Source organism: Paenibacillus macerans (assembly GCF_050565405.1).
Taxonomy (GTDB): Bacteria; Bacillota; Bacilli; order Paenibacillales; family Paenibacillaceae; genus Fontibacillus; species Fontibacillus macerans_B.
Window position 1 is genome coordinate 1 of sequence record NZ_JBNYYG010000075.1, and the last position, 26,038, is coordinate 26,038.

Below are 26,038 nucleotides of genomic sequence, written 5' to 3' on the forward strand. Positions count from 1 at the left end.
CAGCCAATTTCCGTATCATTTAACCATAGAGGGCGGGCAAGTGACTCGAATCGTGCAGCAATATGTTCCGTAACCCGCCGCAAGGGCCGTCACTCGCCTTGCCCGCACCCGTCCCGGTGCGGCCGACGGCGACGATCCGCTCGGCGCCGGAAGCCGCGCCGCCGCTCTTGTCGTAACGCTGCCGCTCCAGCTTGCGGCCGATGCCCCGCTCGATCAGGCGCAGCGCCTCCAGGTCCTTCGGCGCCGCAAACGTGATAGCCACGCCCTTCTCGCCGGCGCGGCCCGTCCGCCCGATACGATGGATGTAGCTATCCACATCGTGCGGGATGTCGTAGTTGAACACGTGGGTCACGCCTTCCACGTCGATGCCGCGCGCGGCCACGTCCGTCGCCACCAGCAGCTCCAGCTTCGCGTCGCGGAACGCGCGCATCACCTGCTCGCGCTTCGCCTGCGACAGGTCGCCGTGCAGCTCGTCCGCCTGGAAGCCGGCTTCCTGCAGCGCCTCGTTCAGCGTGCTCGCCCGGCGTTTCGTGCGGCAAAAAATCACGGCCAAATACGGCCGCTGGCTGCGGATCATCTCGATCAGCGCCGCTTGCTTGGTCCGGTCGGTGCATTCCACGAGGATTTGCCGGATGCTGTCCAGCGTAACCCGCGAGGTTTCAGCGATTCGGATATCGCGCGGTTTGTTCATATAGGCCTTGGCCAGCCGTTTGACATTATCCGGCATCGTGGCCGAGAACAACATCGTTTGGCGGCTGCGCGGAACGAGGGAGATAATCTCTTCCACCTCGGCCAAGAACCCCATGTGCAGCATCTGGTCCGCTTCATCGAGGACCAGCATGCGTACCGCGCCGAGCGTCAGGGAGCCCCGGCGCAAATGGTCGAGCAGCCGGCCCGGCGTGCCGATCACCAGCTGCGTTCCATTCTTCAGCTTGCGCAGCTGCCGCTCCACGTCTTGCCCGCCGTAGGCGGCAAGGACGGACAGGCCTTCGCGGGCTTCCGCCAGCTTGCGGGCCTCCGCCGTAATCTGAATCGCCAATTCGCGCGTCGGCGTAATGATCAACGCCTGGGCCTCCGGCCGGTCAGGGCGGATTTTCTCCAGCATCGGCAGCAGAAACGCAAGCGTCTTGCCCGTCCCGGTCTGCGCCTGTACCATCGCATCCTCCCCGGATAGCAGCACGGGGATCGCCGCTTCCTGCACCGGCGTCGGATTTACGATGCCTTGTGCCTGCAGCCTGCGGAGCAGGGCGGGCGTAAGGCCCAGGTTATCAAATGTCGTCAACAGGATTCACCTCATATTCTAGTCGTGCCTCATGCAAACTCAAAACCGTACAGCTTGCAAATAGCCTTCTTATTGTAACAGACTAACCCGGGCGAGCCAAAGGCGGATATTCGGGAGCCCGTTCGTCATATGAACTTAGAATCTTCCCGAGCGAAAGATGGAATACAACAGCCAGAGGAACATCAACGTAGCGACCACGGAGCCGATTTCGATGGCCGGGATATTCCAGAGCATGGTCGGCATCCGCGACAGCGACGAACCGATGATCAGTCCCACCATGATGATGCTGAAGGCCAACAGGACGATGCTGAACGATAGCCGGTTGCTGATTTGGTCCAGCTTGCGGAGAAATCGCTCCATTTCCGGCAGTTCCATCTCCATTTTCATCTTTCCCTTGCCGATGATGCCGGATAACCGGCGCACCTGCTGCGGCAGATCGACGAGGGAATCCGTCAATTCGACGGCCCCTTCGATCAGTTTCTTGCCTAGCCGGCGCGATCCGTATTTATCCCGCAGCAGCTTGCGCCCGAACGGTTCGGCCATATCCAGGATACGCAGGTCGGGATCCAGGCCGACGGCCACTCCCTCTACCGTCAACAACGCTTTGCCGAGCAGCAGGAAATCGGCGGGCAGCACGATCTGATGCTTCTGGGCCGTCGCAAACAGGTCGGTTAGCGCCTGCCCGACCTGGATTTCGGCAAACGGAATGTCGTAATAACGGTCGCGCAGCCGCTCCAGATCCATCCGCAGCCCGGCGGTATCGGCCGCTTCGTCGACCAGGCCCATGCGCAGGATCGCCCGCACCATCCCCTCGGTGCTGCGCCGCATCAAGGCGATCACCAATGAGGCCAAGTGGTCCTTCATCTCGCCGCTGAGCCGGCCAACCATTCCGAAGTCGATAAACGCCAAGTCCCCGTTGCGGGTGACCAACAGGTTGCCGGGATGCGGATCGGCATGGAAAAAGCCGCCGTCAAAAATCTGCCGGAGCAGCGCATTAACCAGCCGCTCGGCGATTTCCTTCCGGTCGAAGCCGCTTTTCTGAAGCTCCATTACCCGGTTCAGATGCACTCCGTCGACAAAATCCATCGTCAGTACCCGGGAGGTCGTATAGTGCCAATGCACCCCGGGAATATAAATCCCTTCTCCTTCCCGGAATTGCCTGTGGACCTTCTCCATGTTCCGGCCTTCGAAGCCGTAATCCAGTTCGGCCCGGATCGACCTTGCAAACTCCTCGACCATTTGCGGAATTTGATAGCGGGACACCCAGGGCCAACGTTTGTTTGCCAGCGCCGTCAAATGCTGCAGAATCTCCAAATCCAGCTCGATGACCGGCACAATGCCGGGACGCTGGATCTTGATCGCCACCCGTTCGCCCGTCGTCAGCCGGGCCCGATGGACTTGTCCGATCGAAGCCGCCGCCAGCGGCACCTCATCAAAGCTCTCGAGCAGCTCGTCCAGCGGCAGCTCCAGCTCCTGTTCCAGAATGCTCCGCGCTTCCCCGGCCGGAAAAGGAGGCACCTGGTCCTGCAGCTTGACCAATTCCTGAATGATCGCCTCCGGCAGCAAATCCGAACGTGTGCTGGCCAGCTGCCCAACCTTGACGAAGGTCGGACCGAGCTCCTCCAACACGAGCCGGATCCGCTCGGGCAGCGACCGGGTACCCGGTTCCTCTTTGCGGAACCGTTTAAGCGGCCCCCGGATCAACCGCGCCAGCCCGATTTCCTGGGCCATATAACCAAAGCCATGGCGCCCTAGCGCCATGGCGATATCCCGATAACGGCCGGTATGACGGACAAAGCTGCTCATGGCTTACGGCTGCTGCATCTCGGCGAGCTTGATTTCGAGTTCCGCAACCCGCCGCGTCAGTTCCTCCACCTCTTTCGCCGAAGCGAGCCCCATGCTTTGCAGCGCGGATCGGACCTGCTCGTTCACCAGTTCCTTGAACTTGCCTTGCTCCTCGGCCCCTTTGTCGATCAGCTTCTCCACGAGCTCCTTCGACTCGGAAGGGGCCAACTCGCCGCGTTTCACCAGTTCATCCACGATCCCTTCGACCTTCTCTTTGCTTACAATGGTAAGTCCCCATCCCAAAGAAATGGCTTTCTTCAGCAAATCGCTCATAACCAATCATCCTTTCCATTATGGGTTTGGATATTGCTTATACAGTCTCCTCTCCCGCATAGTAACGGGCCAGCTCCACCATCATGCTGCCCATCCGTTCCTCCTTGGGCGCCAGCACTCTCGGAACCCCGGCTTCTTGCAGCCCGGCCGCCGTCACCTTGCCGACCGCGACGGCCAGCACCGGACCCTCCAGCGCTTCCATCAAGGCGGAAAGCCGCCCTTGCTTCTCCGCATGCTCCATCAAGAACCGCACCTGCGGACCGCTCGTAAACGTCACGGCGTCCACGCGCCGCTCCACGATATCGGACAGCAGCTGTTCCAGCGCTTCCGCCGGCGGCGAGATATGCCGGTAAGGAAGAAGCTGCCTGCAGCTGGCGCCATGCTCCTCCAGCCAGGCGACCAGCCGCGGCGCGGGGTCGCCGTGGAGCTGCAGCAGCACGCTTTTCCCCCGCCAATCATGCTCCGACAGCCCGCGAATCAACCCCTCCGTGCTGCCGTCGTCATCGCGTACCAGCGGAGTCAATTGCCGTTTCTTGAGCGCATTCACGGTCTTGTACCCTCGGGCCGCGATCGGATTGGCCCGCAGGTGATCCCAGAGCCGCTGGGCCACGCCCATATCCTCGGCCATCTCAAAGACGGCCTCCAGGCCCATGCCCGTCGTAATAATCGACCAGTCCGGAGGATTCTCTACCCAGGCGATAATGCCGTTCCGTAAATCCAGATCGTCCAGCAGCACGGTTCCTTGCGCCGGCCGGTAGAGCGGAATGCCGCCCATATTCTCCACCAGCTTGCCCAATTCCTCCGCCCGGCGGGGACCCGTCAACGCTACTCTTTTCCCTTCCAGTCTCCGTGCCATAACTACCTCCCTGGTTTAGCCGTATTGTTCTACTTCCAGCTTAAACGACCGGAGGGATGAAGTAAATCGCCTTTTCTCCGCGGATTACCCCGACTTCGGCTTGACCCTGCGGGGCCGGAGCAGCAGGAAGAAAAGAAACGGGAGAACGAGCTCGAAGATCAGCGCGATCAGCGGCCAAACATAGTTGAAGTTAAACTGCTGCAGCGAGTTTTTGAAAAACCAAATGGAGCATACGAACGCGAGCGCGCCAGCAGGCGCCGTCATCAAACGGCCGGACAACTTGGGCACGATCCATTGCAGCGTGTAGCACAGCACGTAAAGATCGAAGCCGATTTTGCCGAGCGCCGTCGGATACCACAACGCCATCACGATCAAATCGAACCGGTCCATAAAATCCGTGACCGTAATCTGGCGGACCATCTCATAACCCGGATGGATCAATTTGCTGGTCAAAGGCACCCCCATGACCGTTTGAGCAAGAAACAGGTTGGTGAGCAGCAGCCCTGTGCCAATGGCCAGCCCGAGATAACCGGCGGAAGCCTTGTAGAATTTTCCGGAGATGACCATCGGCAGCATGATGATTTCCCCGAGGTACGGAACGGCATACCAAGCGCCCTTGACAATTCCCGGCCAATCGAACGAAAAATACGGCATCAAATATTTGAGATGAATATTTTGCAGCAGCACCAGGGCTACGCCGGCCATCATGATCACTGTGATCGCGCCGTAAATTTCGCTGAGGCCCAGGAAAGCCCGAATCCCCCCTTGAGTGATATAAACCGCCGTCGCGGTGATCAACAGCCCCAGAATCAGGACCGGTGTCCGGTTAAGCAGCACCGAATTGGTGAAATCGGCGACGATCCGGATATCCCTGGCCGCAATGAACAGCAGGAAAAGGAGATAAAGCGCCAGCAGCGCTCTCCCGAAGACGGGAAACCGTTCGGTCACGGCTTGAATCAAATTTTTGTCGGTAAACCGCTTCAAGGCGGCGGATATAAACCATAGGGCCAGGAGGCAAACCAGGCCGCCCGCCGCATAAGAGAGAATTGCATGCTGGTGCGCCGTCTCGCTCATGGGCGCAAAGGTCTGCAGATAGGTAATCGAAAAGATATGCAGGATGCTGATCAGGATGATTTGCCGTCGGGTCACTCTCATCGGAGCCTCTCTCCTTCATGTTTCGGGCAATGCCCGAGCTTTACGGGAACGGGACCAGCGGACGAAGCGCCCTGCCTAACCAATCCGCCGGGTAGATGATCGAGGACGAAATCATCGTATACACCAGAATCCCAAAGGATACCAACATCAGCGAATAGGACACCCAGCGGTTGATGGCCGCGCCTTCGCGGAACGCTTCCTTGTCTCTCCAGTGGCTGAAAGCCATCAGCAGCAGCAGGAGAATCACGATGCTAATCATTGTATAGACGGTCCTCCCTGACCCCAAGCGAATTGATCAATTCGCCGGTATTCTCCAGATGAATGTCGGAATGAACGCGTACCTCAACGTCCGGCAGCATCTCATGCCAGCGTTTGCGGATCCGTTTCCACTCGGACGGGTACTTGTTGTTGAAATAATGGCCGAAACCGAAGATGTCGGTGCGATGCTTCTTCAGCACCTGGCTTACTACCTCGTGAATTTGCCCGGCCAACTTATCATTGCACCGCTGCTCCAATTGGGAGAGCGTGGTCGATTGGATATCGTGCTTTGACGTATTTTCCAGAATCAAGCCCATGGCTTTAAAATTGATATCGAACCTAATTCCGGATTTCCCCAAGTGCGGGTGAATTTCCGTCCGGGTTTCATTCAGGCTGACCGTAATGAGTTCCCCTGCATGCTTATCGTCATAAGTGACCGTCATTTTCGGATTGATCGCCTGGCCCATGGCCATCAAGGCCAGCGGGGCTTGCTCCGAGGTCAAGTAGCCGACCAGCTTGTCGTCGCGAAAAAGGCCCAAACCATCGAGGTTGACCAGGCTTTGCCCGTTCCCGACCTTCTTCGGAACGCTATCCTGGACCTCCATCACCGGGATCGACGCATCGACCCCTTCGGTAAGCAGCATGTTGGCTAAACGCTGGATCGACAAGGGGTCCTTCATCGCCGATTTGGCCAGTTCCCGGATCATTTCCGCCGGAACCTGCTCGATAGGCGCGTCGACATCCAACAATTTGTAACCCGGACCGCGGCTGAGGACGACGTAAGTCGTTAAACGGTTTTGGGGAAAACGGGCAAAGACGTCAATTTGCTCGCCAATGCCCGCCCGGGCAAACGCCTCGCCGAAAATGGTCACCCGCCGATGGGAGTAGTTCAGTACCCGCGAGAGGTCGGTTTGAGCCGCTTTAGTGGCCAAATAAGAAGTGGGCGCCGTTCTGGAGACCAGCAAATACGTTTTGCTGCCCGACGTCCCGCCGCCGCCGCCCTGGCTGCCCGCCCCGCCCAACTGGCTGGGCAAAGCGATTTGCGCCGTCGTGCGAATCTGGCCTCCCTCGCGATCCGTGGCGGAGCCCAATACGAAGGCGATATCGTTAACCTCGATGCGGTCCCAGCAGCCGGTAAGCACCACGGGGAGGAGCAGAAGCCCCGCCATAGACCGCAGCCTTTGAAGGATCGGGTACGCCTTCGCCTCACCAGCCTTCATTGGAATCACTCCCCAAATGCCTGGATTTTCCGATCCGTCGTACATTTTTTCCGGTGGAGTCCGAAGGCCGGTTCTTCATCTTCCAGATGGGTACCCGGCTAAAAATATCCTTCATATCCTCCGCTTTATAAGGAGATACCCCGGTCATATACGGGACGCCAAACGATTTGAGTTGCGTCAAATGGACCACGATCCAAATCGCCCCAATAACGATACCGAACAACCCGAACACCCCGGCGAGAACCATGATCGGGAATCGCAGCATCCGGACGGTGACCGCCAAACTGAAGCGCGGGATCGTAAAGGAGGCGATCCCGGTGAGCGAGACGACGATAACCATCGGCGCGGAGACGATGCCGGCCTGCACCGCGGCTTGGCCGATGACCAGCGCCCCGAGGATGCTCACCGCCTGGCCGACGGTTTTCGGCAGCCTGATCCCGGCCTCCCGCAGCGCTTCAAAGGAGATCTCCATAATAAACGCCTCCACGAGGGCCGGAAACGGAATCGCCTCCCGTGCAGCGGCAATACTCAGGATCAGGGTCGAGGGCAGCATATCCTGATGATACGTCGTCACCGCAATGTACAAGCCGGGCAGGAATAAGGCGAGGAACAGGAAAAAGATCCGGATCCAACGGATCATATTGCTGATAAAAAAACGTTCGTAATAATCCTCGCTCGCCTGCAGCAATTGCCATAAGGTTACCGGCGCAATCAACACAAAAGGCGTACCGTCGACGAAGATGGCGACTCTGCCTTCCAGCAGTTGGGCGGCAACCGTGTCCGGGCGTTCGGAATACTGCATTTGCGGAAACGGCGACGACGGGTTGTCCTCGATCCATTCCTCGATATAACCGGATTCCAGGATCCCGTCGATATCGATGCTCTCCAGCCTGTCCTTCACGTCGGCGATCAGCTTCTCCTCGGCTATGCCTTCGATATAAGCCAAGGCAACGTCCGTTTTCGTCATTTTGCCGATGACCAAGTCGATCAGCTTCAACTGCTCCGTCTTGATCTTGAAGCGGATCAGCGCCGTATTGATCCGCAGCAATTCGGTAAAACCTTCGCGAGGGCCGCGGATCACCGCCTCGGTTTGCGGTTCTTCCACGCTTCGCCGCGAACCGCCCTTAACGCTAAAGAGGAGTACCTCGTCCATGCGTTCGACGAAAATGGCGACGTTGGCCGTCAGTACCGCGTTAATCACCGTCCCCCAATCGTTGCTGACTTGCGTTTGGCTTAAGGATACGCGCGTCAGCGACAACGGATAAATTTCCTCTCCCGGGTCGGGATTTTGGGTCAAGCCCAATATCAAAGGTCGTAGAATATGCTCCTGTACGTCCTCGACCTTAATAATCCCCTCGATATAAACAAGCAGTCCGCGGATATGCTCGGTCAATTGAATTTCCCGATAGATCACGTCGGAGCAGTCTTGGAATATCTTTTTTACGGTTTTGCTGTTTTCCGCCAGATTGCGGCTCACTTTCTCTTCATTTTTCTTCATTTGCAACACTCCCTGCCTGTCAACCCGTTCATCGTTAACATGATGTAGAATGTACCATTTCGGGAATTATATGTAGCTCCACGGTCTTTTCGTTCTGTCGGATCTACGCAAAATGCCCTCCGGTCCTGAAACCGGAGGGCATTCACGAAGCAGAACATGAAGCTTAATCGACATCGAATCTTGAATTCAGCCGGGCCTGGGCGTATGCTTCCGAAGCATGTTTCCTGCGGAAACATATGAGTTACTCACGCAGCCTCCAGCTACGCTAACGGACACCAGTAACGCTATTAACCCGCTCGTGGACAGCTTCCTATTTCTAAAGGACCAAGGAGACCTTATTTCGGTCAAATACGGCTAAACAACCGCCATGGGAGCCCAATAAGGTCTCTGGAGTCCCTTACAGCGGGAAATAGCTGGGAAATGGTCAAATAAGGTCACTACGGTCCGTTACGCAACTGCACTACTGACATTCCTAGCTTCATCCTAACTCAAACGTTTTGGAAAAACGAGCTTCGAAAGCATAGGCTTAGCGTTTTGAAAAAACGCACATCGAAAGCACCTTCTCGGTGCTGAAAAACCGACTTTTTGAACACGCACTTATAGGTTCTGCACCTTAAACTTGTTCACCAGTTCTTTAAGCTGCTCCGCCATGCGGGACAGATCGGCCGAGGAGGAAGCCATCTCCTCGATGGAAGCGAGCTGCTGCTCGGCGCCGGCGGAAATCGTCTGCGTGTTGCCGGCGGTTTCTTCCGAGATCGCCCGGATATCCTTGATCGATTCCGTCACTTTGTCGGCTCCGGAGGCCAGCTCTTTGGCGGCTTCGGCTACGCCTCCCATCTTGACGGCCGCCCCCCGGACCGCTTTGCGGATGCGGGAGAAAGAACGTCCGGAGGTATCAACGGCGATAATCCCCTCGCTGACGCCTTGCTTGGCGTCCTCCATGGATACCATCGCACGCTCCACTTCGCTTTGAATGCCGCCGATCAGCCCGGCAATCTGCTGGGCGGACTGCTCGGAGCCTTCCGCCAGCTTGCGGACTTCGGCCGCCACGACCGCAAAGCCCCGTCCTTCTTCGCCGGCCCGGGCCGCTTCTATTGAAGCGTTAAGCGCCAGCAGGTTGGTTTGCTGCGCGATCCCGGTGATGACTTCCACGATGCTGCCGATGTTCGAGGTATGCTCGCCCAGCGTTTGAATGACCGTTCCCAGTTGATCGACCGTTTGCTGGATATGTTCGATCTTCTCCACCACGCTCAGCACCGAAGTATTGCCCTCTTCCGCCACGCCCGTGGTCTGTTCCATCGTTTCCGTCACCGAGCGAATATGCTCGGACATCGCAATGACCTGACGGGACATTGTCTCCACGCCGTCCGCGCCATGCTCCACGCGCTGCAGTTGCCGGTCGCTGCCGGTCGCCATCTCCTGGATCGCCACGGTTACATGTTCGATCGCCTTCGTCGTTTGCTCCGCCCCGGCCGACAGTTGCTCGGCCGATAACGTGACCTGGTTCGTCGTATCCCGGACGCTCGTGATCATATCGTGAAGGTTGTCCACCATCCGCTGATATTGGCCCGCCAGCAAGCCGATCTCGTCTTTCCTGTTCAAGTATTCCACACGTTTGGTTAAATCCCCTTCGCTGATTTTCTTCGCGGTCTCGCTTAAGCGTTCCAGCGGAACGGCCACCATGCGGATCAAAAACCAGGCTGCAGCGATAGCCAAAACAACCGATACCCCGGCGATCAAAAACCAGGTACCCTCCATTCCGTTTAGCGCGATGTCCATGATGCATGGGATAAGTGCCGCTAAAACCGTCGTTAATAGCAGGGATAACCTTACGCGTTTTTTCATAGTATTAATCCTTTCCATCAAAATACTGTTATTTTCAACCAAAATTATTATACTATTTCCCTCTCTCCATGAAAACAACCGTTCGTCGAAATCTGACGAACGGTTGTTGTATTTCATCTTATCTTGATCCTCAATCAATCGGCCAACCGGTATCCAACGCCCCGCACCGTCGTGATATAGGTCGGATTGGCGGCGTTATCGCCGAGCTTCTTGCGCAAGCTCTTGATGTGCACGTCGACGACGTTGCTTCCGCCAAGGAAAGAAGTGCCCCACACCTCGGCCAGCAGTTCCTCGCGGGACAGCACCGTGCCTTCCTGTTCCAGCAGCTTGATCAGCAGCTCGTATTCCGTTTTGGTCAGCTCGATCTTCGCGCCGCTCCGGTATACGGACATTTTCTTGCGATCGATCCATAGATCCTTGAAGATGGCCGGGGACGTACCGGTCAACAGCCGGGAAGCCACTTGCCGGGGACCGTTCGTGCGAATGATCCGCTGAGCATGGTAGACGATTTCCATCGGCCGGGCCGGCCAAACCATCAGCTCCTGATTCATCAGGCCTTGATCGAGGCCTGACAACATCGATTCCTTGACCAGCAGCAGCGAAGGAATCCCCCCGGTCTCCTGCTGTACCAGCGATCGGATTGCCGCCGTCTCTTCGCCCTCCCGGTAGGAGGTTAAATCGAAGATCAGCAAATCGGCGGCCAGGGCATTGCGGATGCCCTGCTCCCAGTGGTGGAACACCAGAACATCGAAGCAGCCCTCCGACAAGTCGCGTACCAGTTCATAAACATCGCTCGGAAAGGGACTGATCAGGATCACCCGTTGAGTGATCGGGCAAGCGACCCGTCCCGACGGCACAACCTCATCCTCCCGAACGGCCGCCTCCGTGACGGACGGCCGGCGAAAAGGCGCCGCCGTACCGGCGATTCCTTTCAACTTCACTTCTTCTGCTGACACGCTGGGCACACCCCCCCGAATACGACATGGGCATGATGCACGTCATACCCCGTCTCTTTAGCTACCGTCTCGTTCCATTCCTCCGGCAAATGGGACATGACTTCGTCGACGCGCCCGCAAACCTCGCACAAAATATGCTGATGGTCGTCCAGCTTGGCGTCATAGCGGCTGGCCGCTTCGCCGAGCTTCAATTCGCGGATCAACTCCTTGTCCGTCAAGTACCGCAATGAGTTATATACCGTTCCGTATGCAAAATTATATCCTTGCTCGACCAGGCGGTTCATGACCTCCGCCGCCGTCGGATGGTCATTGGCCTTCCGTACGACATCGTACACCGCTTGGCGTTGGGTCGTTAAATTCAAGGCTTTCATCGATCATCAATCCCTGCAGTTATTTTTAGAATTAGTATAAGTCTTATTTTAGTTTTCGTCAATTCGCATTTGTCCCTTTACCTGCATGTTCCATGTCGGTTTTCACCATAATAAGCATGGCCCTTCCTTACAGTAAAGCTAGTTGGCCGGCTCATTTCATACACAGGAGGCTGTCTGGTGATTCTAAAAAAGTACTTCATTATCTTCCTTCTCACCGCGCTGGCGATCGGATATAACATCTTTATGGATGTTCTCACCGGCCTGCCCTGGAACAATTTCATCATTAATTGGAACTATTCCTTAACCGATCCCGCCGAACGGGCCACTGCCTATATTCTGCTTCTGTTCCTGGCCGTTCCCGATATTCTTCACTTGGTTCAGCGGAAAAGGAAACAGGAGGAACAGGAAGGATATCACCAATCCGGGGTCAAAAAAAACGCGGGAAACCACGACTTTTCGTCGTCCGGCGAATCTTCCCCCGCTGCATCGCAATCAGCCTCCGGTCCGGGGTCTTCTGCGAATTCGGTAAATAAAGGCGGCAACAATCAAGGCGGCGGGCAGACCAACGTAAAATAATGGATCGATCAGATAAAGCACCTCCCCGCCCTTCTTTACGTGCTCGCTGTAGTTACGGGCAATGGTCAGCGAAGTAAACAGCACAATTAAAGCGCACGGATACAGAATCTTCCGGTAAGGAATATTCAGCAGATCGGCGCCAAGAATCACTGCCGCGTAAAAGTATATGCTGATTTTGAAAAAATCGCCGATGATCAAAACCATGACCACCAGAATGTCGGTCCGTTGAATAAAATCCAAGATGGACGCCTTACCTACCATCGTCAACAGCGGAAAAATCGAACGCTCGGTAATGTCGACGCCCAGGACGGATATGGTGATCACCACTGTCCCCGACAAAATCAACCCGGAGAGCAGAACCGACAGAAGCCCCGCCCTAACGCCCGCCTTTCGGTTGTTCAAGTACGGCATGATCGTTGTAAAGCAAATGATTTCACCAAACGGGAACTGGTAATTTTGGCGGTATACCGATTTCAGGACGGGCATGATTCCGTCGCCGAGCACCGGCATGAGCCGGGATATATCCGCGATTCCCGAGAAAAGGATCAGCAGAAAGATGAACAACCCGATCAGAAAGACGATGCCAAGCAGGATAAAAGCCGTACGCGCCAGTACCTCCACCCCTTTATGCAGAACATAAACGATCGTCAGCATCATCATGGTGTTGATGATAAACAGCGGAGTCTCCTTCAAGGTGGAGGCAAAAACCAGCAATCCCCCGTCCAATAAATCGCGCGAGGCTTTGTTTAGGAAAAAGACCGAATAGGCCACCCCCACCGCCCCGCCGAGGTATTTGCCAAACAGAATTCTGGCATACTGAGTGGGCTGCTTGTCCGGAAAGGTCGTGTATATATACGCATAACCCGTATACAGCAGCATGCCTACACTCATCCCCAACAGCACGGCAATCCAGGCGTCCGTTCGGGCCTGCATACCCAAATTAACGACTAAGGCAGTCCCCAGTTGAAACAAGACGAGCAGCGAGAAAAACTGCAGCGGACTGATCTTTATTTTCTCCATCGTCAAACCCGCCTCCTATTTCTCTTTCATATTATATTTAAAGGAACGGTCTCTCATCTGGGAGTTACGAACAATCGAGTCGACATGATATTCGATCTCAAGGCGAGGGAACATGTCGGCCCACTTGCCTTCGAGTTGTGTCCACGCCTTCGGATTCTGACGCTTGATCGCTTCCCCGAATCCGAAGATATCGCTGTTGAGTGATTGGGCTTTCTTTACGGCAGACTTCATTTTGCGAATAATCTCCTCGTTAACTTGACCCTCCAGACCATGCAGCGCCTGGGGATCCCGCAAATCGATTTTGCTGTCCATCTCGCGTACCGATAGTTGGGCCGTTACATTGAACTGGATTACAGGATGCTCCGCGTCCTTGAATTTCACCTTCGTCGATGTTTTATTTCTCCGCACATCCAGTGTAATGTCTCCATCCCCGTCTGGGTTGATGATGATCGACGTATTTTTGAGCTTGTTTTTGATCCAAACCAATCCCTGGCTTTCCTCTTCATTCAGCCAGTCTTTCAGTTGGTCTCCTTTAAATACGGCCATATTGGAGACCGTTATCAGCCCTACGCTATCCGCCTTTTCCAGATTGCTTTTCCTGCGCGCCTCATCGGTTTCGTCCGGCTGCATTTCGATACCATTAATCGTGGGCCCTCCATTAGGCACGAGCATCCCCCGAATCACATCGTCGACTTCCACGGAATAATTTGCGCCGTATTCTCCGGCGGTCATTTCCGCTTTTTGCGCCAAGGCGTACGCGGTGATTTTCCCGATCGGCGAAAGCGCGGACGTCACGTCCTTAGCCATGATTCCTTTTTTTACGATATAAATTTTGGCCGTGAGGCGGATATCCGAGTCCCGATCCAAGAAATCGACGATATCGGATATCCCTTCCCGGGCCAGTTCTTCCGAGATGACCACAACCCGCGTATGAGCCGTCGAAACCAACCGGGGCACCTTGCGCGAAAGACGCCGGACAGCCTCCATCACGGACCGGCCCCGGGCGGAATAAATAGAGACCGGCGTCGCTCCCCTTCCGGCTTTCCCGGAGATTTCATCAGCGATGATGATTTGGAACGATACCAGGTATCTTTCTTTTCCCGGCATCTCATCGATCCCAATACCCGCTACGACGGCCCGCCGGTTCAGTTCGATGGCATCCCAGCAGCCTGTGATCGGCAGCAGCATGCTGCAAAGGATAACCCCTAGGATTCCTTTTTTTATCATATGCCTACAAGCCTACTTTCTTCCGCTAGATTCCTCTACGGCGGTATTGCCCGCCGCCATCTCCGCATCGCTATCCCCGGTTTCGCTTCCGGATGTATTTTCGTTATCCCCGTTGCTGTTTTTCCCGCTTCCCCGGTCCTTGCCGTTCGAGTCGTCTGGTTCCCCGCCCTTCCGGCCTCCGCTTGTTTCCTGCCCGGATGAACCGCCGCCGGATTCATCCTGCCCGTTAGAGGGACTGAGCTGCTTGACTTCCCCGGTTTTTTTGACGTCTTGCTGACTTGAGGACATCAGCGGCTTCCACCCATGGAACCAGATCGGCAGCCTCACAACGGCATCCTTCTGGGCTTGCGGAATAAACGGGCTGAACGGGGACAGGTAAGGGACGCCGAAGGAACGAATGCTGCTCACATGCGCAATCATCATGATCAGCCCCAACGTGATACCGTAGAAGCCGAACATCCCGGCCAATACCATGAAATAAAAGCGAAACAATCTTCCGGCTATGGACAGGTTATACGAAGGCAGAGCGAAGCTGGCGATCCCCGTCAACGCGACGACGATAACCATGATCGGCGTTATGATCCCGGCCTCCACCACCGCCTGCCCCAAAATAAGCGCTCCCACGATCGATACGGTCTGTCCGATCGCCCGCGGCATGCGAACTCCCGCTTCCCGCAGGATCTCGAAAGTAATCTCCATCATGACCGCCTCTACGAAAGCCGGAAACGGCACGCCTTCGCGCTGTGCCATCATGCTGACCAGCAGCAGCGAAGGGATCATTTCGTAATGGAAGGTCGTGAGCGCGATATATACGGCCGGACCCAGCAGCAAAATAATAAAGCTGATATAGCGGATCACCCGCATAAGGATGGTGATGTCGAAACGCTGGGCGTAATCTTCCGGCGATTGCATGAATTGGGCGAATACCGTCGGCAGAATCAGGGTGAATGGAGTACCGTCCACCAGCACGACCACTCGTCCTTCCAGCAGATTGCCGGCGGCCACGTCCGGCCGCTCCGTGTTGTATACCGTCGGAAACGGCGTAAACGTCTTGTCTTGAATAAACTCTTCGATATAAGCCGATTCCAGCACGCCTTTGATCTTGATTCCCTGAAGCCGCCTTTTGATTTCCGCGACCAGCTCAGGGTCGGCGGCGCTTTTCAAATACATGATCGCGACGTGCGTATGAGTAACGGAACCGATCTTCATCGATTCGAGCCATAAATCAGGGGATTTGATCCGCCGCCGGATTAAAGATATATTCGTCGCGATCGATTCCACGAAGCTGTCTTTAGGGCCTCGCACCACGAGCTGGGAGGTCGGTTCGTTCACCGCCCGCCATTCCCCGCCTTGGGTCCCCGAAACGATGGCTTGCTCGCTCTCTTCCACTAAAAGTACGGTATCCCCCGACAAAATAGCCAGCATCAGGTCATTCCATTCGGTAACGACGGAGGTTTCCCCCAGGGTCAGGGCGTCTTCCAGAATGTATTTAATCAGCCGTTCGGGATTGTAAGTACCCGCCTTTTCCGGGTCAAGCTTCATTAAGGGTTCCATGACAAATCGGTTGATCAAGGTTTGATCGCTCAAGGCATTCAGATAAACGATAACCGCCTTGACCGGGGCCGGGACGGGGCCGCCGATTTTGATATGACGAATCACGATGTCGGGGCTGCCTCCGGATTCTTTCGTGATCCGGTCCAGCATCTGCTGGAGGTTGCCGGTCACTTTCTCATTCCCGGTGTGCTTGCCCCCGCCAGGTTGCCTGCCCTTATCCATGTTTTGACGGCCTTTACGGCCGCGGGAAAGATGGCGCAGCATATCAGCAACTCCTGTTCTTCATTAACGTATCTTCATCATCGTATCTCCAGTATTTGCTTTTCCCTCCTGTTTCATGCGACAGCTATCGACAAGGGAGAACACCCAAAATTCCGGTTTTTTATGGGCTTCTCCTGGAAATAATGTAATCGATATGGCCGTCCCTATTTGGGCAAATGAGTTTTAGGAGGAAAACGAAGATGCAAAACAACCCATTCATGTCCGGCGGACTTCCGCGGTTTCCGGAATCCATGTGGCGCGAAACAACCTCTCTGCCGCGTTATGCCACGCTGAACGAGGACATCGAGACCGAGGTAGCCATCGTCGGCGCGGGAATCGCCGGGATTACGACAGCATACCTGCTCGTGCAAGCAGGCTTAAAGGTAGCTATCCTCGATGCCGGGCTCATCCTCGACGGGACCACCGGCTATACGACGGCCAAAATTACGGCCCAACACGGGCTTTTCTACGACAAGCTGATCGGCCACTTCGGCAAGGAAGGAGCGAGGCTGTATTATGAAGCAAACGAGGAAGCTCTGCGATTTATAGCCGATACGATCAAGGAGCGGAGCATCGATTGCCAGTTCCGGCGCGAGGACGCTTATCTGTATGCCAATTCGGACGAACAGCTGAAGCAGCTCGAGGCGGAATGGCGGGCCTATGAAGAACTGGAATTGCCCTCCCGATGGGAGGACTCCCTCGAACTGCCTCTGCGGGCCAGAGGGGCGGTGGTGATGAAGGATCAGGCGCAATTTCACCCGCTCTCCTACTTGCGGGATCTGGCCGGCTTCGTGGCCTCCCATGGCGGAACGTTCTATGAGAACACCACGCTGCAGGATTCCGCCGAGCCGGATGCGGACGGACGACTGCGCCTGACCACCGAAGACGGGCGAAAGATCCTCTGCCGCCATGCCGTCTCCGCCTCCCACTTTCCGTTTTTTGACGGGAAGGGCTTGTTTTTTACCCGGCTGTACGCCGAACGCTCCTATGTAGTGGCGGTCGAGCCGGAGAAAGCTTATCCCGGCGGAATGTATATCAACTGCGGTTCCCCCACCCGGTCGCTTCGCTCCGCCGAGCTGAACGGAAACCCGGTCGTCCTGGTCGGCGGAGAGTCCCACAAGACCGGCAAAAACGACTGCACGATTCGAAGCTATGAAACGCTGGAGAAGTTCGGCCGCGACGTGACCGGCATCAAGTCGATTCCTTTCCGCTGGTCGACGCAGGATTTGGTCACGCTGGACGAGGTGCCATATATCGGGCGCATCACGCCGGGCCATCCGAACGTTTACGTGGCCACGGGGTTCAAAAAATGGGGGATGACCAGCAGCACCTTGTCCGCGCTGATGATTCGCGATCTGATCGTGGAGAAGGAGAACCGCTACGCCGATCTGTTTACGCCTTCCCGATTCAAGGCGGATCCCGCCGTCAAGCATTTCGTTACCCAAAACGCCGACGTCGCCAAAGAGTTCGTTACCGGCAAGATCGAGCTGGTCCATCTGAAGCCCGAGGATCTCGTTCCCGGTCAAGGCGGGGTCGTTAAGCATCGCGGCAAAAGAGCCGGAGCCTACCGGGACGACGACGGTTTGCTCTATTTGGTGGATACGACGTGCACGCATATGGGCTGCGAGGTCAAATGGAACGAAGCGGAACGCTCGTGGGATTGCCCTTGCCACGGCTCGAGATTCGACTACAAAGGCGAAGTGATCGAAGGTCCGGCCGTTGAAGCCTTGCCCCGTCTCCACCGCCAGCCCGAACAAGCCAAAAGTTAGTCTTTCAGCGCATCCGCCCAGCCGGCAGCCTAGGAGTACGAGGCATACGGCTGATGGGATGCCTGTTTTTTATTCACTACCTTGCTTTAATCAGTACTGTATGATATTATTTTAGCAGTGATACTAATTATTGTTCAGTACTAAGGAATCGCTAATAAGAACGTGAAATCCAGAGGAAATGAGGCGAATCATGTTTGGATATCAGTATCCAGTTTAAGAAAGGCGCCCTGGAGCTATGCGTGCTGGTTCTGATCCAAGGGCGGGACCGATACGGTTACGAGTTGGCGCAATCCGTCTCCAAGCATATCGAGGTTGCCGAAGGAGCTCTTTATCCTCTGCTGAGACGACTGGTAAGCGAAGGCTATTGCACCACGTATCTGCAGGAATCCACGGGCGGGCCCCCTCGCAAATATTACAAGTTGACGCCCGAAGGCGAAATATACACCCGGAAGCTGGTCGTCGAGTGGAAGCAGTTCGTGCACAATGTATCGACATTAATCGAGAAAGGAAGCCGTTTATGAATAAAAGTGAGTTTTTGGCGCTTCTCAGAGCTCATCTGTCGGCGCTCCCTCCGGAAGAGCAAAACGAATTGCTGGAAGACTACGAAGCCCATTTTGCCTTCGGCCAGCAAAGCGGCAGATCGGAAGAGGAAATCGTCATGGAGCTTGGAGATCCGGCCGAATTGGCCAAGGAAGCGTTGGGCAACCGTTACGTTCCGCAGGACCACGTCTACTGGTTCGGCGGCGGTGAACCCGTCGACTCCCCCGCTCCGGAACCGGATCGTCAGGGAGGGCGGCCTATCGGCGATGCCCGGGTTTATACGGGAGGAGCAAGCGGCATCCAAGGCGTACGGCGCAGGGGTGCTGTTGCCTCCATCATGGCATACATCGGACTGTTCTTCGCGAACATCATCGCCGGCCCGCTCCTGATCGCCTTTTGGGCCGTCGCCGTCAGCCTGGCGACCGCCGCTCTAGCCGGCATATTAAGTCCTCTTCTATTGGGACTGGAGTACGTGATGCACGGGAATCTCAGTCTTGCCAAGCTATTTGCGGCGTTGGCCACCGTTGGGTTAGGCATTTTGCTGGCGGTCGCGAGCCGGTATCTTTTCAAAGGAATGATCCGGCTTAGCGCCGCCTACCTGCACTGGAACGCCCGGATCGCGAAAGGGGTTAATTGAACCATGAACAATAAAAAGTGGTCTTTCCTGGGAATCCTGCTGATCGTGCTCGGATTCGCCGGAATGGCTTACCAACAATTCGATTTCGGGGAGACGCTCCCCTCCCATCAACAGAAATGGACGTTCGATCCGGGCGGACTGAAGGCACTAGCTATCGACAGCGATTATGATGTGGACGTGGAGTTCATCGATAGTCCCGACGGCAGCAACTACGTGGAAATCAGCGGTAATATGAAGCAAGAAACGATTGATCGCCTGAAGCAAACAGAGCTCTCGGGGAATACGCTGCAATTGAATTTGAAGGAGGATTTCGACTGGAATTTCTTCTCGATCAATTTCCAATCCACCAGGCAGCAGATCACCGTAGCCCTCGCCGACCGTAGTCCTTTGGAGCAAATCAGCTCCAAATCGCGCGGGAGCAATGGCGAGTTCAGCGGATTGAATGCGGCCAAAATCGATCTGTCGGTATCCTCCGGCAATCTTCGGGCGGACTCCGTCGTCGCGGACCAATTAAGTCTGGCGGCGACGTCCGGGAACATTACCGCGGAGAAGATCCGGGGGAATACCAAGATCAAACTGACCTCCGGCAACATCAAGGTCGAGGAACTGCAAGGGACTTTAAACGCCAAATCGACGTCCGGCAATATCACGGCGAAGAAGGTGGAGGGTCCGGCGGATGCTGCGGTCAGCTCCGGCCACATCCGGTTTGAGGATTATACGGGGGCTGGCGTCTTCCAGACGACCTCCGGCAATGTCACGCTATCGGACCAACGCTCGGACAGCCTGGACATCTCCGTCCGTTCCGGCAATGTTACGCTGTCGGCGGATGAGCAATTCAAGGGCTTCTACGACCTGCAAACCGGTTCGGGGAATATCACGTCTCCCGATTCCCCGCGGCAAACGCAGGATCTGATCAAAGTTCGAACCACATCCGGGGATATCCGAATACGTTAAGATGGTTTACAAAACGAGAGCACCGGGGAACGTAATTCTCCGGTGCTCTCATTTTTGGGGTTGGGGCCCGACCAGCTGGCCTCAACCTTGCCGCGCCGCCTGGCGATAGGCGAACAATGAATCGGCCACGACCCGTTCCATCATGAACGGATCGATGTCCGGGATCAGCATGCGCGCATAGTCCCAGGCGTTCTCTTCAATCCGGAGCGCCGTTTCGCTACGCTCCAGCTCATTGTCGCAGGCATCCAGCCTGTCGCATAATGATGGCAGCTCCGGGTCTCTCGCATGCCCCAGTTCATGGGCCAACACGATGGCAAACAGCTGCCTCCAGCCTGCCGCCGAACCAAACAGCAAACGGCATTGCTTCCTCACTTCGCCGAGGTACATCGTAACCGATTGGTCGCGCATGCTGTATTTTCCGCCTACGATACGCTCTCCGGGGTACCGGTAATGCACGCGGACCTTTACCTCCGAGCCCGAGCGGTTCAGCAGCTCGCGGATGATTTTCTTTGCTTCCCGTTTGTTCAATGGGCTCCCCTTGCTTTGCGTCAAGATGAATTTAGTCTTACCGCCTAATCGAAGCGGCTTGATCAATCAGTCTATCCCCATTATAAGGGATATAACCGGAGAGCTAAAGCAAGCGGTCAGGCATATGGCCGCTTACACCGTGTCCTTTTGGGCGATCCGGTTCAGGAAAGCGCGTGCCCGCGCGCTCGAAGGGTTGTCCAGCACCTGATCCGGCGTGCCCGATTCGATAATGACGCCCTCGTCCATCAAAACGACCCGGTCGGCGACCTCCGCGGCAAACTTCATCTCGTGGGTGACGATGACCATCGTCCGGCCTTCCCGGGCCAACTCCTTCATGACTTTCAGCACCTCGCCGACCAATTCGGGGTCGAGCGCCGAAGTAGGCTCGTCAAAGAGCAGGACGTCCGGGCTGACGGCCATCGCCCTGGCGATGCCGACCCTTTGCTGCTGGCCGCCCGATAATTGATGCGGGTAGAAATCGGCCCGTTCTCCAAGCCCCACCTTGTTCAGCAGCTCCAACGCCCGGCGGCGCGCTTCCTCTTTGCTTTTCCTCAGCACCTGGACTTGAGCCTCCATTACGTTTTGCAGGGCCGTCATATGCGGGAACAAATAATAGGCCTGGAACACCATGCCGGTCTTTTTGCGCAGCGCCAGCACTTCGCTTTGCTTCAGCTTTCGCCCCGTGCCAAACTCCAGCTCAACGTCGCTGATTCGAATGCTGCCCCGGTTCGGGGTTTCTAACAGATTCAGGCAGCGCAGCAGCGTCGTTTTGCCCGAACCGGAAGGTCCGATGATCACCAATACCTTGCCTTGATCGATCTCCAGGTCGATGCCCTTCAGCACCTCCTGAGCCCCAAACGATTTGTGCAAATCGTGAATTCGTATCATGCGGGCTCCCCTCCTTATCGGGCGGAGAAACGACCGAGTCGCTTCTCCAAATAGTTCTGCAGCGCCGACAGAACGGTGCTGAAGATCAAATAAATCACGCCCGCCTCGCTGTACACGATCAGCGGTTCATAGGTTGTTGCCGCGATCTGTTGGCCGGTGCGGAACATTTCCGTATACGTGATGGTGGCGGCCAACGACGTGTCCTTCACCAAGCTGATGAAGGAGTTGGCCAGCGGCGGCACCGAGACGCGCGAAGCCTGCGGCAAAATGATCCGCCGCAAAGCCTGCAGCCGGGTCATCCCAAGCGAGTACGCCGCTTCCCATTGTCCTTCATGAATGGACAAGATCGCCGCCCGGACGATTTCCGAGCCGTACGCCCCGACGCTCAGCGTAAAGCCGATCACGGCCGCCGGGAAAGGGTCTAGCGTCACGCCAACCGACGGAAGCCCATAGAAAATAATGAATAATTGCACGAGCAGCGGCGTTCCGCGTATCACCCACACATAAAATCGGGCGATCTGCCGCAACAGGCTCACGCTGGATAACCGGGCCAGCGCCGTTAAAACCGCCAGCAGCAAGCCCAAGGCAAACGAAATCAGGGTAAGCGGAACGGTAAAAGCTACCCCTGCCTTCAGCAGGGGTAGAAAGGAGTCCACAATAATGTTCCAGATTCTTTCGTCCATCATTCAAGCATCCTTTTCAAAGAAGCGGCCCCTGCGGGCCGCTTCAAGTTAGTGCCGAGCTTATTTCGAAACGTCTTCGCCGAAGTATTTCTCGGAGATTTCCAGATACTTGCCGTCGCTCTTCATATCGGCCAAGGCCTGGTTGACGGCTTGCACGAGCTCCTCGTTGCCCTTGTTGAACAAGGCCGCGCTTTCCGCCGCATCCGGCATCTCGTCTACCACTTTCAGCTTCACGTCCGGTCTTTGCTTCTTCAGATCCAGATAAGACAACCCGTCATTGACCGTAGCGTCGATCCGTTTCGAGAGCAGCAGGTCGATGGCCTGGTTGAAGCCTTCCGTCGCTTCGATTTCCGCCCCGTTCGCCTTGGCGATGTCCGTCAGGTTGCTGGTCAGCGACTGGCCGGCTTTTTTGCCTTTCAAATCGGCGAATTTCGCGATGTCCTGATTGTCCTCGCGGACGATCAACACCGCGCGGGAAACGATGTACGGTTCGGAGAAATCGTATTTCTCCTTACGGTCGTCGCGAATGGTGACTTCGTTGAATACGGCGTCAAACCGTCCCGCATCCAAGCCTGCAAAAATACCGTCCCAAGGCGTCTCGATAAACTCCGCCTCTACGCCAAGGCGTTTGGCCACTTCCGCGGCGATCTCCACATCGAAGCCGGTGAGCTTGCCGTCCTTGTCATGGAACGTAAACGGAGCATAAGTGCCTTCCGTGCCGATCCGCAGTTTGCCGCTCGCTTTGATCGCCTCCAGCGAATTTTCCCCTGCGGGCTGCTCGGCGGCGGCATTTCCGCCTTGCGCCGCTCCTTCGTTGGCCGCAGGTTGGTTATTTGTATTGTTGCCGCAGGCGGCTGCCAGCAGTGTGGTCAGCACAAGCGTCAACAGTAGTAAACTCATTTTCTTCATATCGATTCCATCCCCTTCTCCTTTTTTTGTCTATACCCTACAATTTCACTCGGGTTTATACGAATATTACACGGTGCGACAAAATACGTCAACGTTTTTTTCAAGCTAAGCTCAGTATGTCCCGTTTTGGAGCGTCCCTTTCCCGGTCACTTGATTTTCCATTGCTTCGGGAATATAATTTTCATAACTATTTGGTGAAGGAGGTGGGTAAGAGTGGATCGCAAATTTGCGTGGAGTCGAGTGAGCCAACTGCCGATGGCAATGTTTGGCAATGTTCATGGTGCAGCCCTTAACGGGAGAAGTCTGTCCATTTTCATAAACTCGATATCCAAACCAAATTGCGAAATGCCGCTCCTACCTTAACCTCACGTACCCGTGAACCCAAGAAGGCAGCAGGATTTCCTGTTGCCTTCTTTTTTTTGTACATTTAAACGAATCAAGGTGGACGGCATGGGACTAAAATGAGAGTTCAAAAAGTCAGGTTTTCAGTACCGAAGCAGATGCTTTCGATGTGCGTTTTTTCAAAACGCTAAGCCTTTGCTTTCGAAGCGCGTTTATCAAAACGCTTGAGGTCGGATGAAGCTAGGAACGACAGTAGCGGAGTGGCGTAACGGACCGTAGTGACCTTATTTGCCCATTTCCCAGCTATTCCCGCTGTAACGGACTCCAGAGACCTTATTGGTGGGCCCCCACGGCGGCGATTTAACCGGATTTGACCGAAATAAGGTCTCCTCGGTCCGTTAGTATCGGAAGCTGTCCAAAAGCGGGACCTTAGCGTTTCTGGAGTCCGTTAGCGTAGTTGGAGACTCTACGCGTGCGACTCACATGTTTCCACGGGAAACATGCTTCGGAAGCCTACGCTCAGGCCCGGGCGAATTCAAGATTCGATGCCGAATCCGCTCCATGACCTGCTTCGTGATAAGAAAACCTTTATCGACGTAATTTCAAAGAAGACAGACCGCGTTTAGCGGAGGTTTTTCTTGCGATATAAGGATGCGGGGCTTCGATGAGCATGCATTCTTATATCTTCAAACGATGACTTTTTTAGCTACCTCTTAAAGGAGAACGATTCCCCATGATGATTCAATGTCAAAGTATTCAAAAATATTACGGCGCCGAGCTGGTGCTGAGCGATGTCACGTTCGAAATCAAAGAGGGCGAAACGGTCGGGCTGATCGGCCGCAACGGCACGGGCAAGACCACCCTGATGAAGCTGTTGACGGGCAGCGAGAGACCGGACCAGGGCCAACTGCATGTCCGTAAAAACGCGCACATCGGCGCGCTGGCTCAAATTCCCGATTATGGCCGGGAAGAAACGGTTTATGACGTACTGCTGGGGGCTTTCGCCGACCTGCGGCAGATGCAGGAGGATATGCGCCGGCTGGAGGCGGAAATGGCGGAGGCCGGGGCGGGTGGCAAGGCCGGAGACGGAAGAAAGGATACAGATAAGCCGGATTCCGCTTCGCTGGATGCCCTGCTCCGGCAATACGGCGCGCTGCAGGAAGCGTTCGAGCGCGGCGGAGGCTACGAAATCGAAGCGTCGCTGGAGCGGGTGACCGGCGGGCTTGGCATCCCGGCCGAGCAATGGCCCCGCCCGTTCTCTTCCCTGTCCGGCGGCGAAAAAACGAAAATCGGCCTGGCGGTCATTTTGCTGCGGCAGCCGGACCTGCTTCTGCTCGACGAACCGACCAACCATTTGGACATGGCGGCGACGGAGTGGCTGGAAGGCTTTATCCGCGCTTTTTCCGGGACAACGGTGATCATTTCCCATGACCGGTATTTCCTCGATGCCGTAGCCGGTAAAATCGTTGAACTTGAGGACGGCGAAGCCTTCACGTACCACTGCAATTACAGCGCCTACAAAGAGGAGAAGGAGCGCCGTTTGCTTCAGCAGTTCGCCGACTATCAGGAACAGCAGAAGAAAATCAAAAAGATGCAGGAAACGATCAAGCAGCTGATCGAGTGGGGCAACCGCTCCAATCCGCCGAACCCCGGTTTCCATCGGCGCGCGGCTTCGATGCAAAAGGCGCTGGACCGTATGGAGAAGCTAAAACGGCCGATACTGGAGCGTAGGAAGATCGACCTGCAGCTGCAGCAAGCGGACCGTTCCGGCAAAGACGCCATCGTCCTGCGTGAAGTCGGCGACTTCAGGGGAGGGCAGCGGCTGTACGGCGGCCTGACCCATACGCTGCGTTACGGCGAAGCCGCCGTCCTGATCGGTGAGAACGGGGCCGGCAAAAGCACCCTGCTCAAAAGCATTCTGGGCCATGAATCGCCGCAGGAAGGAGAAATCCGCCTCGGCTCGCGGATCGAGCCGGGCTATCTGGCCCAGCAGTCCGCTCCCGCCGATCATGAAGAGACGGTGTTACAGTATTTCCGCGACCAGATCGGCATCGAAACGGGAGAAGCCCGAGGCCAGCTGGCCCGATTCCTGTTCTACGGCGCGGACGTGTTCAAGAAAGTGAGCAGCCTCTCCGGCGGGGAATGGACGCGGCTGCGGCTGGCCGTGCTGATGCACCAGCGGCCGAATCTGCTGGTGCTCGACGAGCCGACCAACCATCTGGACATCGATTCCCGGGAAGCGCTGGAGGAAGCACTCGAGGAGTACCCGGGCACGCTGCTGGCGGTATCGCATGACCGCTACTTTATCAATAAAGTGGCGGGGCAGGTGTGGGCGCTGGCGGGCGGCCGCATGAGCGTCACCCTCGGCGGGTACGAGGATTACCGGGCGGAGCTCGCCCGGAAGACCGCCGCCGGTGGCGCGGGGCTCGCAGGCCGCGCGGCCGATCGGCCCGGCGGAGCGGGCCGGGCCGCCGAAGGCGGCGAATCGCCGCGCCCGGGCACCGGCGGTGCCGGCCGGTGATTTTGCTGCAGGCCCTCTATTTTATCATTCCTGCGATCGTCATGGGCTATTTCTATAAGAAAAGAAGCCC

At 56.1% G+C, this 26,038-nt stretch carries 23 protein-coding genes and 1 pseudogene; 6 read left to right on the forward strand and 18 right to left on the reverse strand.

Translation table 11 applies throughout. The annotated features are described in order from the left end of the window. Positions 1-97: 97 nt before the first annotated feature. The 11 genes and pseudogenes from ACQ4N8_RS25695 to ACQ4N8_RS25745 all read right to left on the reverse strand — a co-directional run. Positions 98-1,282 (reverse strand): annotated as a pseudogene (locus ACQ4N8_RS25695) (DEAD/DEAH box helicase); the annotation flags it as partial. Positions 1,283-1,417: 135 nt separating this feature from the next. Continuing rightward, positions 1,418-3,088 carry an ABC1 kinase family protein gene (locus tag ACQ4N8_RS25700; protein ID WP_430707205.1) on the reverse strand — a complete coding sequence of 557 codons (1,671 nt, stop codon included), beginning with the start codon at positions 3,086-3,088 and terminating at the stop codon, positions 1,418-1,420. A 3-nt stretch (positions 3,089-3,091) separates the two neighbouring features. Continuing rightward, positions 3,092-3,400, reverse strand: coding sequence for a phasin family protein (locus tag ACQ4N8_RS25705; protein ID WP_430707206.1), 309 nt, complete (start codon positions 3,398-3,400; stop codon positions 3,092-3,094). Positions 3,401-3,437: 37 nt separating this feature from the next. Beyond that, entirely contained in the window at positions 3,438-4,256 is an 819-nt protein-coding gene (locus tag ACQ4N8_RS25710; protein WP_430707207.1) for a uroporphyrinogen-III synthase, read from the reverse strand. An 84-nt stretch (positions 4,257-4,340) separates the two neighbouring features. Then, entirely contained in the window at positions 4,341-5,411 is a 1,071-nt protein-coding gene (locus ACQ4N8_RS25715) for a GerAB/ArcD/ProY family transporter (RefSeq protein ID WP_430707208.1), read from the reverse strand. A 40-nt stretch (positions 5,412-5,451) separates the two neighbouring features. Further along, complete coding sequence (locus ACQ4N8_RS25720; RefSeq protein ID WP_430707209.1) at positions 5,452-5,670, reverse strand: hypothetical protein; 219 nt, start codon at positions 5,668-5,670, stop codon at positions 5,452-5,454. Beyond that, positions 5,663-6,889, reverse strand: coding sequence for a Ger(x)C family spore germination protein (locus ACQ4N8_RS25725; RefSeq protein ID WP_430707210.1), 1,227 nt, complete (start codon positions 6,887-6,889; stop codon positions 5,663-5,665). Before ACQ4N8_RS25725 ends, ACQ4N8_RS25720 begins: the two co-directional genes overlap by 8 nt. After that, positions 6,876-8,387 (reverse strand): spore germination protein, encoded by a 1,512-nt coding sequence (locus tag ACQ4N8_RS25730; RefSeq protein ID WP_430707211.1) that lies wholly within the window; start codon positions 8,385-8,387, stop codon positions 6,876-6,878. The genes ACQ4N8_RS25725 and ACQ4N8_RS25730 overlap by 14 nt, the downstream gene beginning before the upstream one ends. A gap of 597 nt (positions 8,388-8,984) precedes the next feature. Next, a complete protein-coding gene (locus ACQ4N8_RS25735) occupies positions 8,985-10,232 on the reverse strand; it encodes a methyl-accepting chemotaxis protein (protein WP_430707212.1) in 1,248 nt (415 codons plus the stop codon). Between the two features lie 134 nt (positions 10,233-10,366). Next, positions 10,367-11,188: a response regulator transcription factor gene (locus tag ACQ4N8_RS25740; protein ID WP_430707213.1), complete on the reverse strand. Its 822-nt coding sequence runs from the start codon at positions 11,186-11,188 to the stop codon at positions 10,367-10,369. Further along, positions 11,170-11,559: a Fur family transcriptional regulator gene (locus tag ACQ4N8_RS25745; RefSeq protein ID WP_430707214.1), complete on the reverse strand. Its 390-nt coding sequence runs from the start codon at positions 11,557-11,559 to the stop codon at positions 11,170-11,172. Before ACQ4N8_RS25745 ends, ACQ4N8_RS25740 begins: the two co-directional genes overlap by 19 nt. 177 nt (positions 11,560-11,736) lie before the next feature. Between ACQ4N8_RS25745 and ACQ4N8_RS25750 the strand changes: the two genes are divergently transcribed. Further along, positions 11,737-12,135 carry a hypothetical protein gene (locus ACQ4N8_RS25750; protein WP_430707215.1) on the forward strand — a complete coding sequence of 133 codons (399 nt, stop codon included), beginning with the start codon at positions 11,737-11,739 and terminating at the stop codon, positions 12,133-12,135. On the opposite strand, the gene ACQ4N8_RS25755 is transcribed toward ACQ4N8_RS25750, so the two are convergent. The 3 genes from ACQ4N8_RS25755 to ACQ4N8_RS25765 are packed head-to-tail and all read right to left on the reverse strand — an operon-like array spanning position 12,052 to position 16,200. Then, on the reverse strand, positions 12,052-13,155 hold the full coding sequence (locus ACQ4N8_RS25755) for a GerAB/ArcD/ProY family transporter (RefSeq protein WP_430707217.1): 1,104 nt from the start codon (positions 13,153-13,155) through the stop codon (positions 12,052-12,054). The genes ACQ4N8_RS25750 and ACQ4N8_RS25755 overlap by 84 nt on opposite strands. A 15-nt stretch (positions 13,156-13,170) precedes the next feature. Further along, the gene (locus ACQ4N8_RS25760; protein WP_430707218.1) at positions 13,171-14,382 is read right to left on the reverse strand and encodes a Ger(x)C family spore germination protein; all 1,212 of its coding nucleotides are present in this window, start codon (positions 14,380-14,382) and stop codon (positions 13,171-13,173) included. Positions 14,383-14,394: 12 nt separating this feature from the next. Beyond that, positions 14,395-16,200, reverse strand: coding sequence for a spore germination protein (locus ACQ4N8_RS25765; RefSeq protein ID WP_430707219.1), 1,806 nt, complete (start codon positions 16,198-16,200; stop codon positions 14,395-14,397). A gap of 197 nt (positions 16,201-16,397) precedes the next feature. Between ACQ4N8_RS25765 and ACQ4N8_RS25770 the strand changes: the two genes are divergently transcribed. The 4 genes from ACQ4N8_RS25770 to ACQ4N8_RS25785 all read left to right on the forward strand — a co-directional run bounded on the left by ACQ4N8_RS25770 (position 16,398) and on the right by ACQ4N8_RS25785 (position 20,097). Continuing rightward, on the forward strand, positions 16,398-17,966 hold the full coding sequence (locus ACQ4N8_RS25770) for an FAD-dependent oxidoreductase (RefSeq protein ID WP_430707220.1): 1,569 nt from the start codon (positions 16,398-16,400) through the stop codon (positions 17,964-17,966). Positions 17,967-18,160: 194 nt separating this feature from the next. Then, a complete protein-coding gene (locus ACQ4N8_RS25775; RefSeq protein WP_430707221.1) occupies positions 18,161-18,487 on the forward strand; it encodes a PadR family transcriptional regulator in 327 nt (108 codons plus the stop codon). After that, complete coding sequence (locus tag ACQ4N8_RS25780) at positions 18,484-19,143, forward strand: HAAS signaling domain-containing protein (RefSeq protein WP_430707222.1); 660 nt, start codon at positions 18,484-18,486, stop codon at positions 19,141-19,143. Before ACQ4N8_RS25775 ends, ACQ4N8_RS25780 begins: the two co-directional genes overlap by 4 nt. A 3-nt stretch (positions 19,144-19,146) precedes the next feature. Continuing rightward, positions 19,147-20,097, forward strand: a complete 951-nt coding sequence (locus ACQ4N8_RS25785) for a DUF4097 family beta strand repeat-containing protein (RefSeq protein WP_430707223.1) — start codon at positions 19,147-19,149, stop codon at positions 20,095-20,097. 81 nt (positions 20,098-20,178) lie between these two features. Here ACQ4N8_RS25785 and ACQ4N8_RS25790 read toward each other — a convergent pair whose 3' ends face one another. The 4 genes from ACQ4N8_RS25790 to ACQ4N8_RS25805 all read right to left on the reverse strand — a co-directional run bounded on the left by ACQ4N8_RS25790 (position 20,179) and on the right by ACQ4N8_RS25805 (position 23,105). Further along, positions 20,179-20,625, reverse strand: coding sequence for a hypothetical protein (locus ACQ4N8_RS25790; RefSeq protein WP_430707224.1), 447 nt, complete (start codon positions 20,623-20,625; stop codon positions 20,179-20,181). Positions 20,626-20,757: 132 nt separating this feature from the next. Next, entirely contained in the window at positions 20,758-21,513 is a 756-nt protein-coding gene (locus ACQ4N8_RS25795) for an amino acid ABC transporter ATP-binding protein (protein WP_430707225.1), read from the reverse strand. A gap of 14 nt (positions 21,514-21,527) precedes the next feature. After that, positions 21,528-22,196: an amino acid ABC transporter permease gene (locus ACQ4N8_RS25800; RefSeq protein ID WP_430707226.1), complete on the reverse strand. Its 669-nt coding sequence runs from the start codon at positions 22,194-22,196 to the stop codon at positions 21,528-21,530. Positions 22,197-22,256: 60 nt separating this feature from the next. Then, entirely contained in the window at positions 22,257-23,105 is an 849-nt protein-coding gene (locus ACQ4N8_RS25805; RefSeq protein ID WP_430707227.1) for an amino acid ABC transporter substrate-binding protein, read from the reverse strand. Between the two features lie 1,075 nt (positions 23,106-24,180). Here ACQ4N8_RS25805 and abc-f point away from each other — a divergent pair. Continuing rightward, positions 24,181-25,968: a ribosomal protection-like ABC-F family protein gene (gene abc-f, locus ACQ4N8_RS25810; protein WP_430707228.1), complete on the forward strand. Its 1,788-nt coding sequence runs from the start codon at positions 24,181-24,183 to the stop codon at positions 25,966-25,968. The last annotated feature ends 70 nt before the right edge of the window (positions 25,969-26,038 follow it).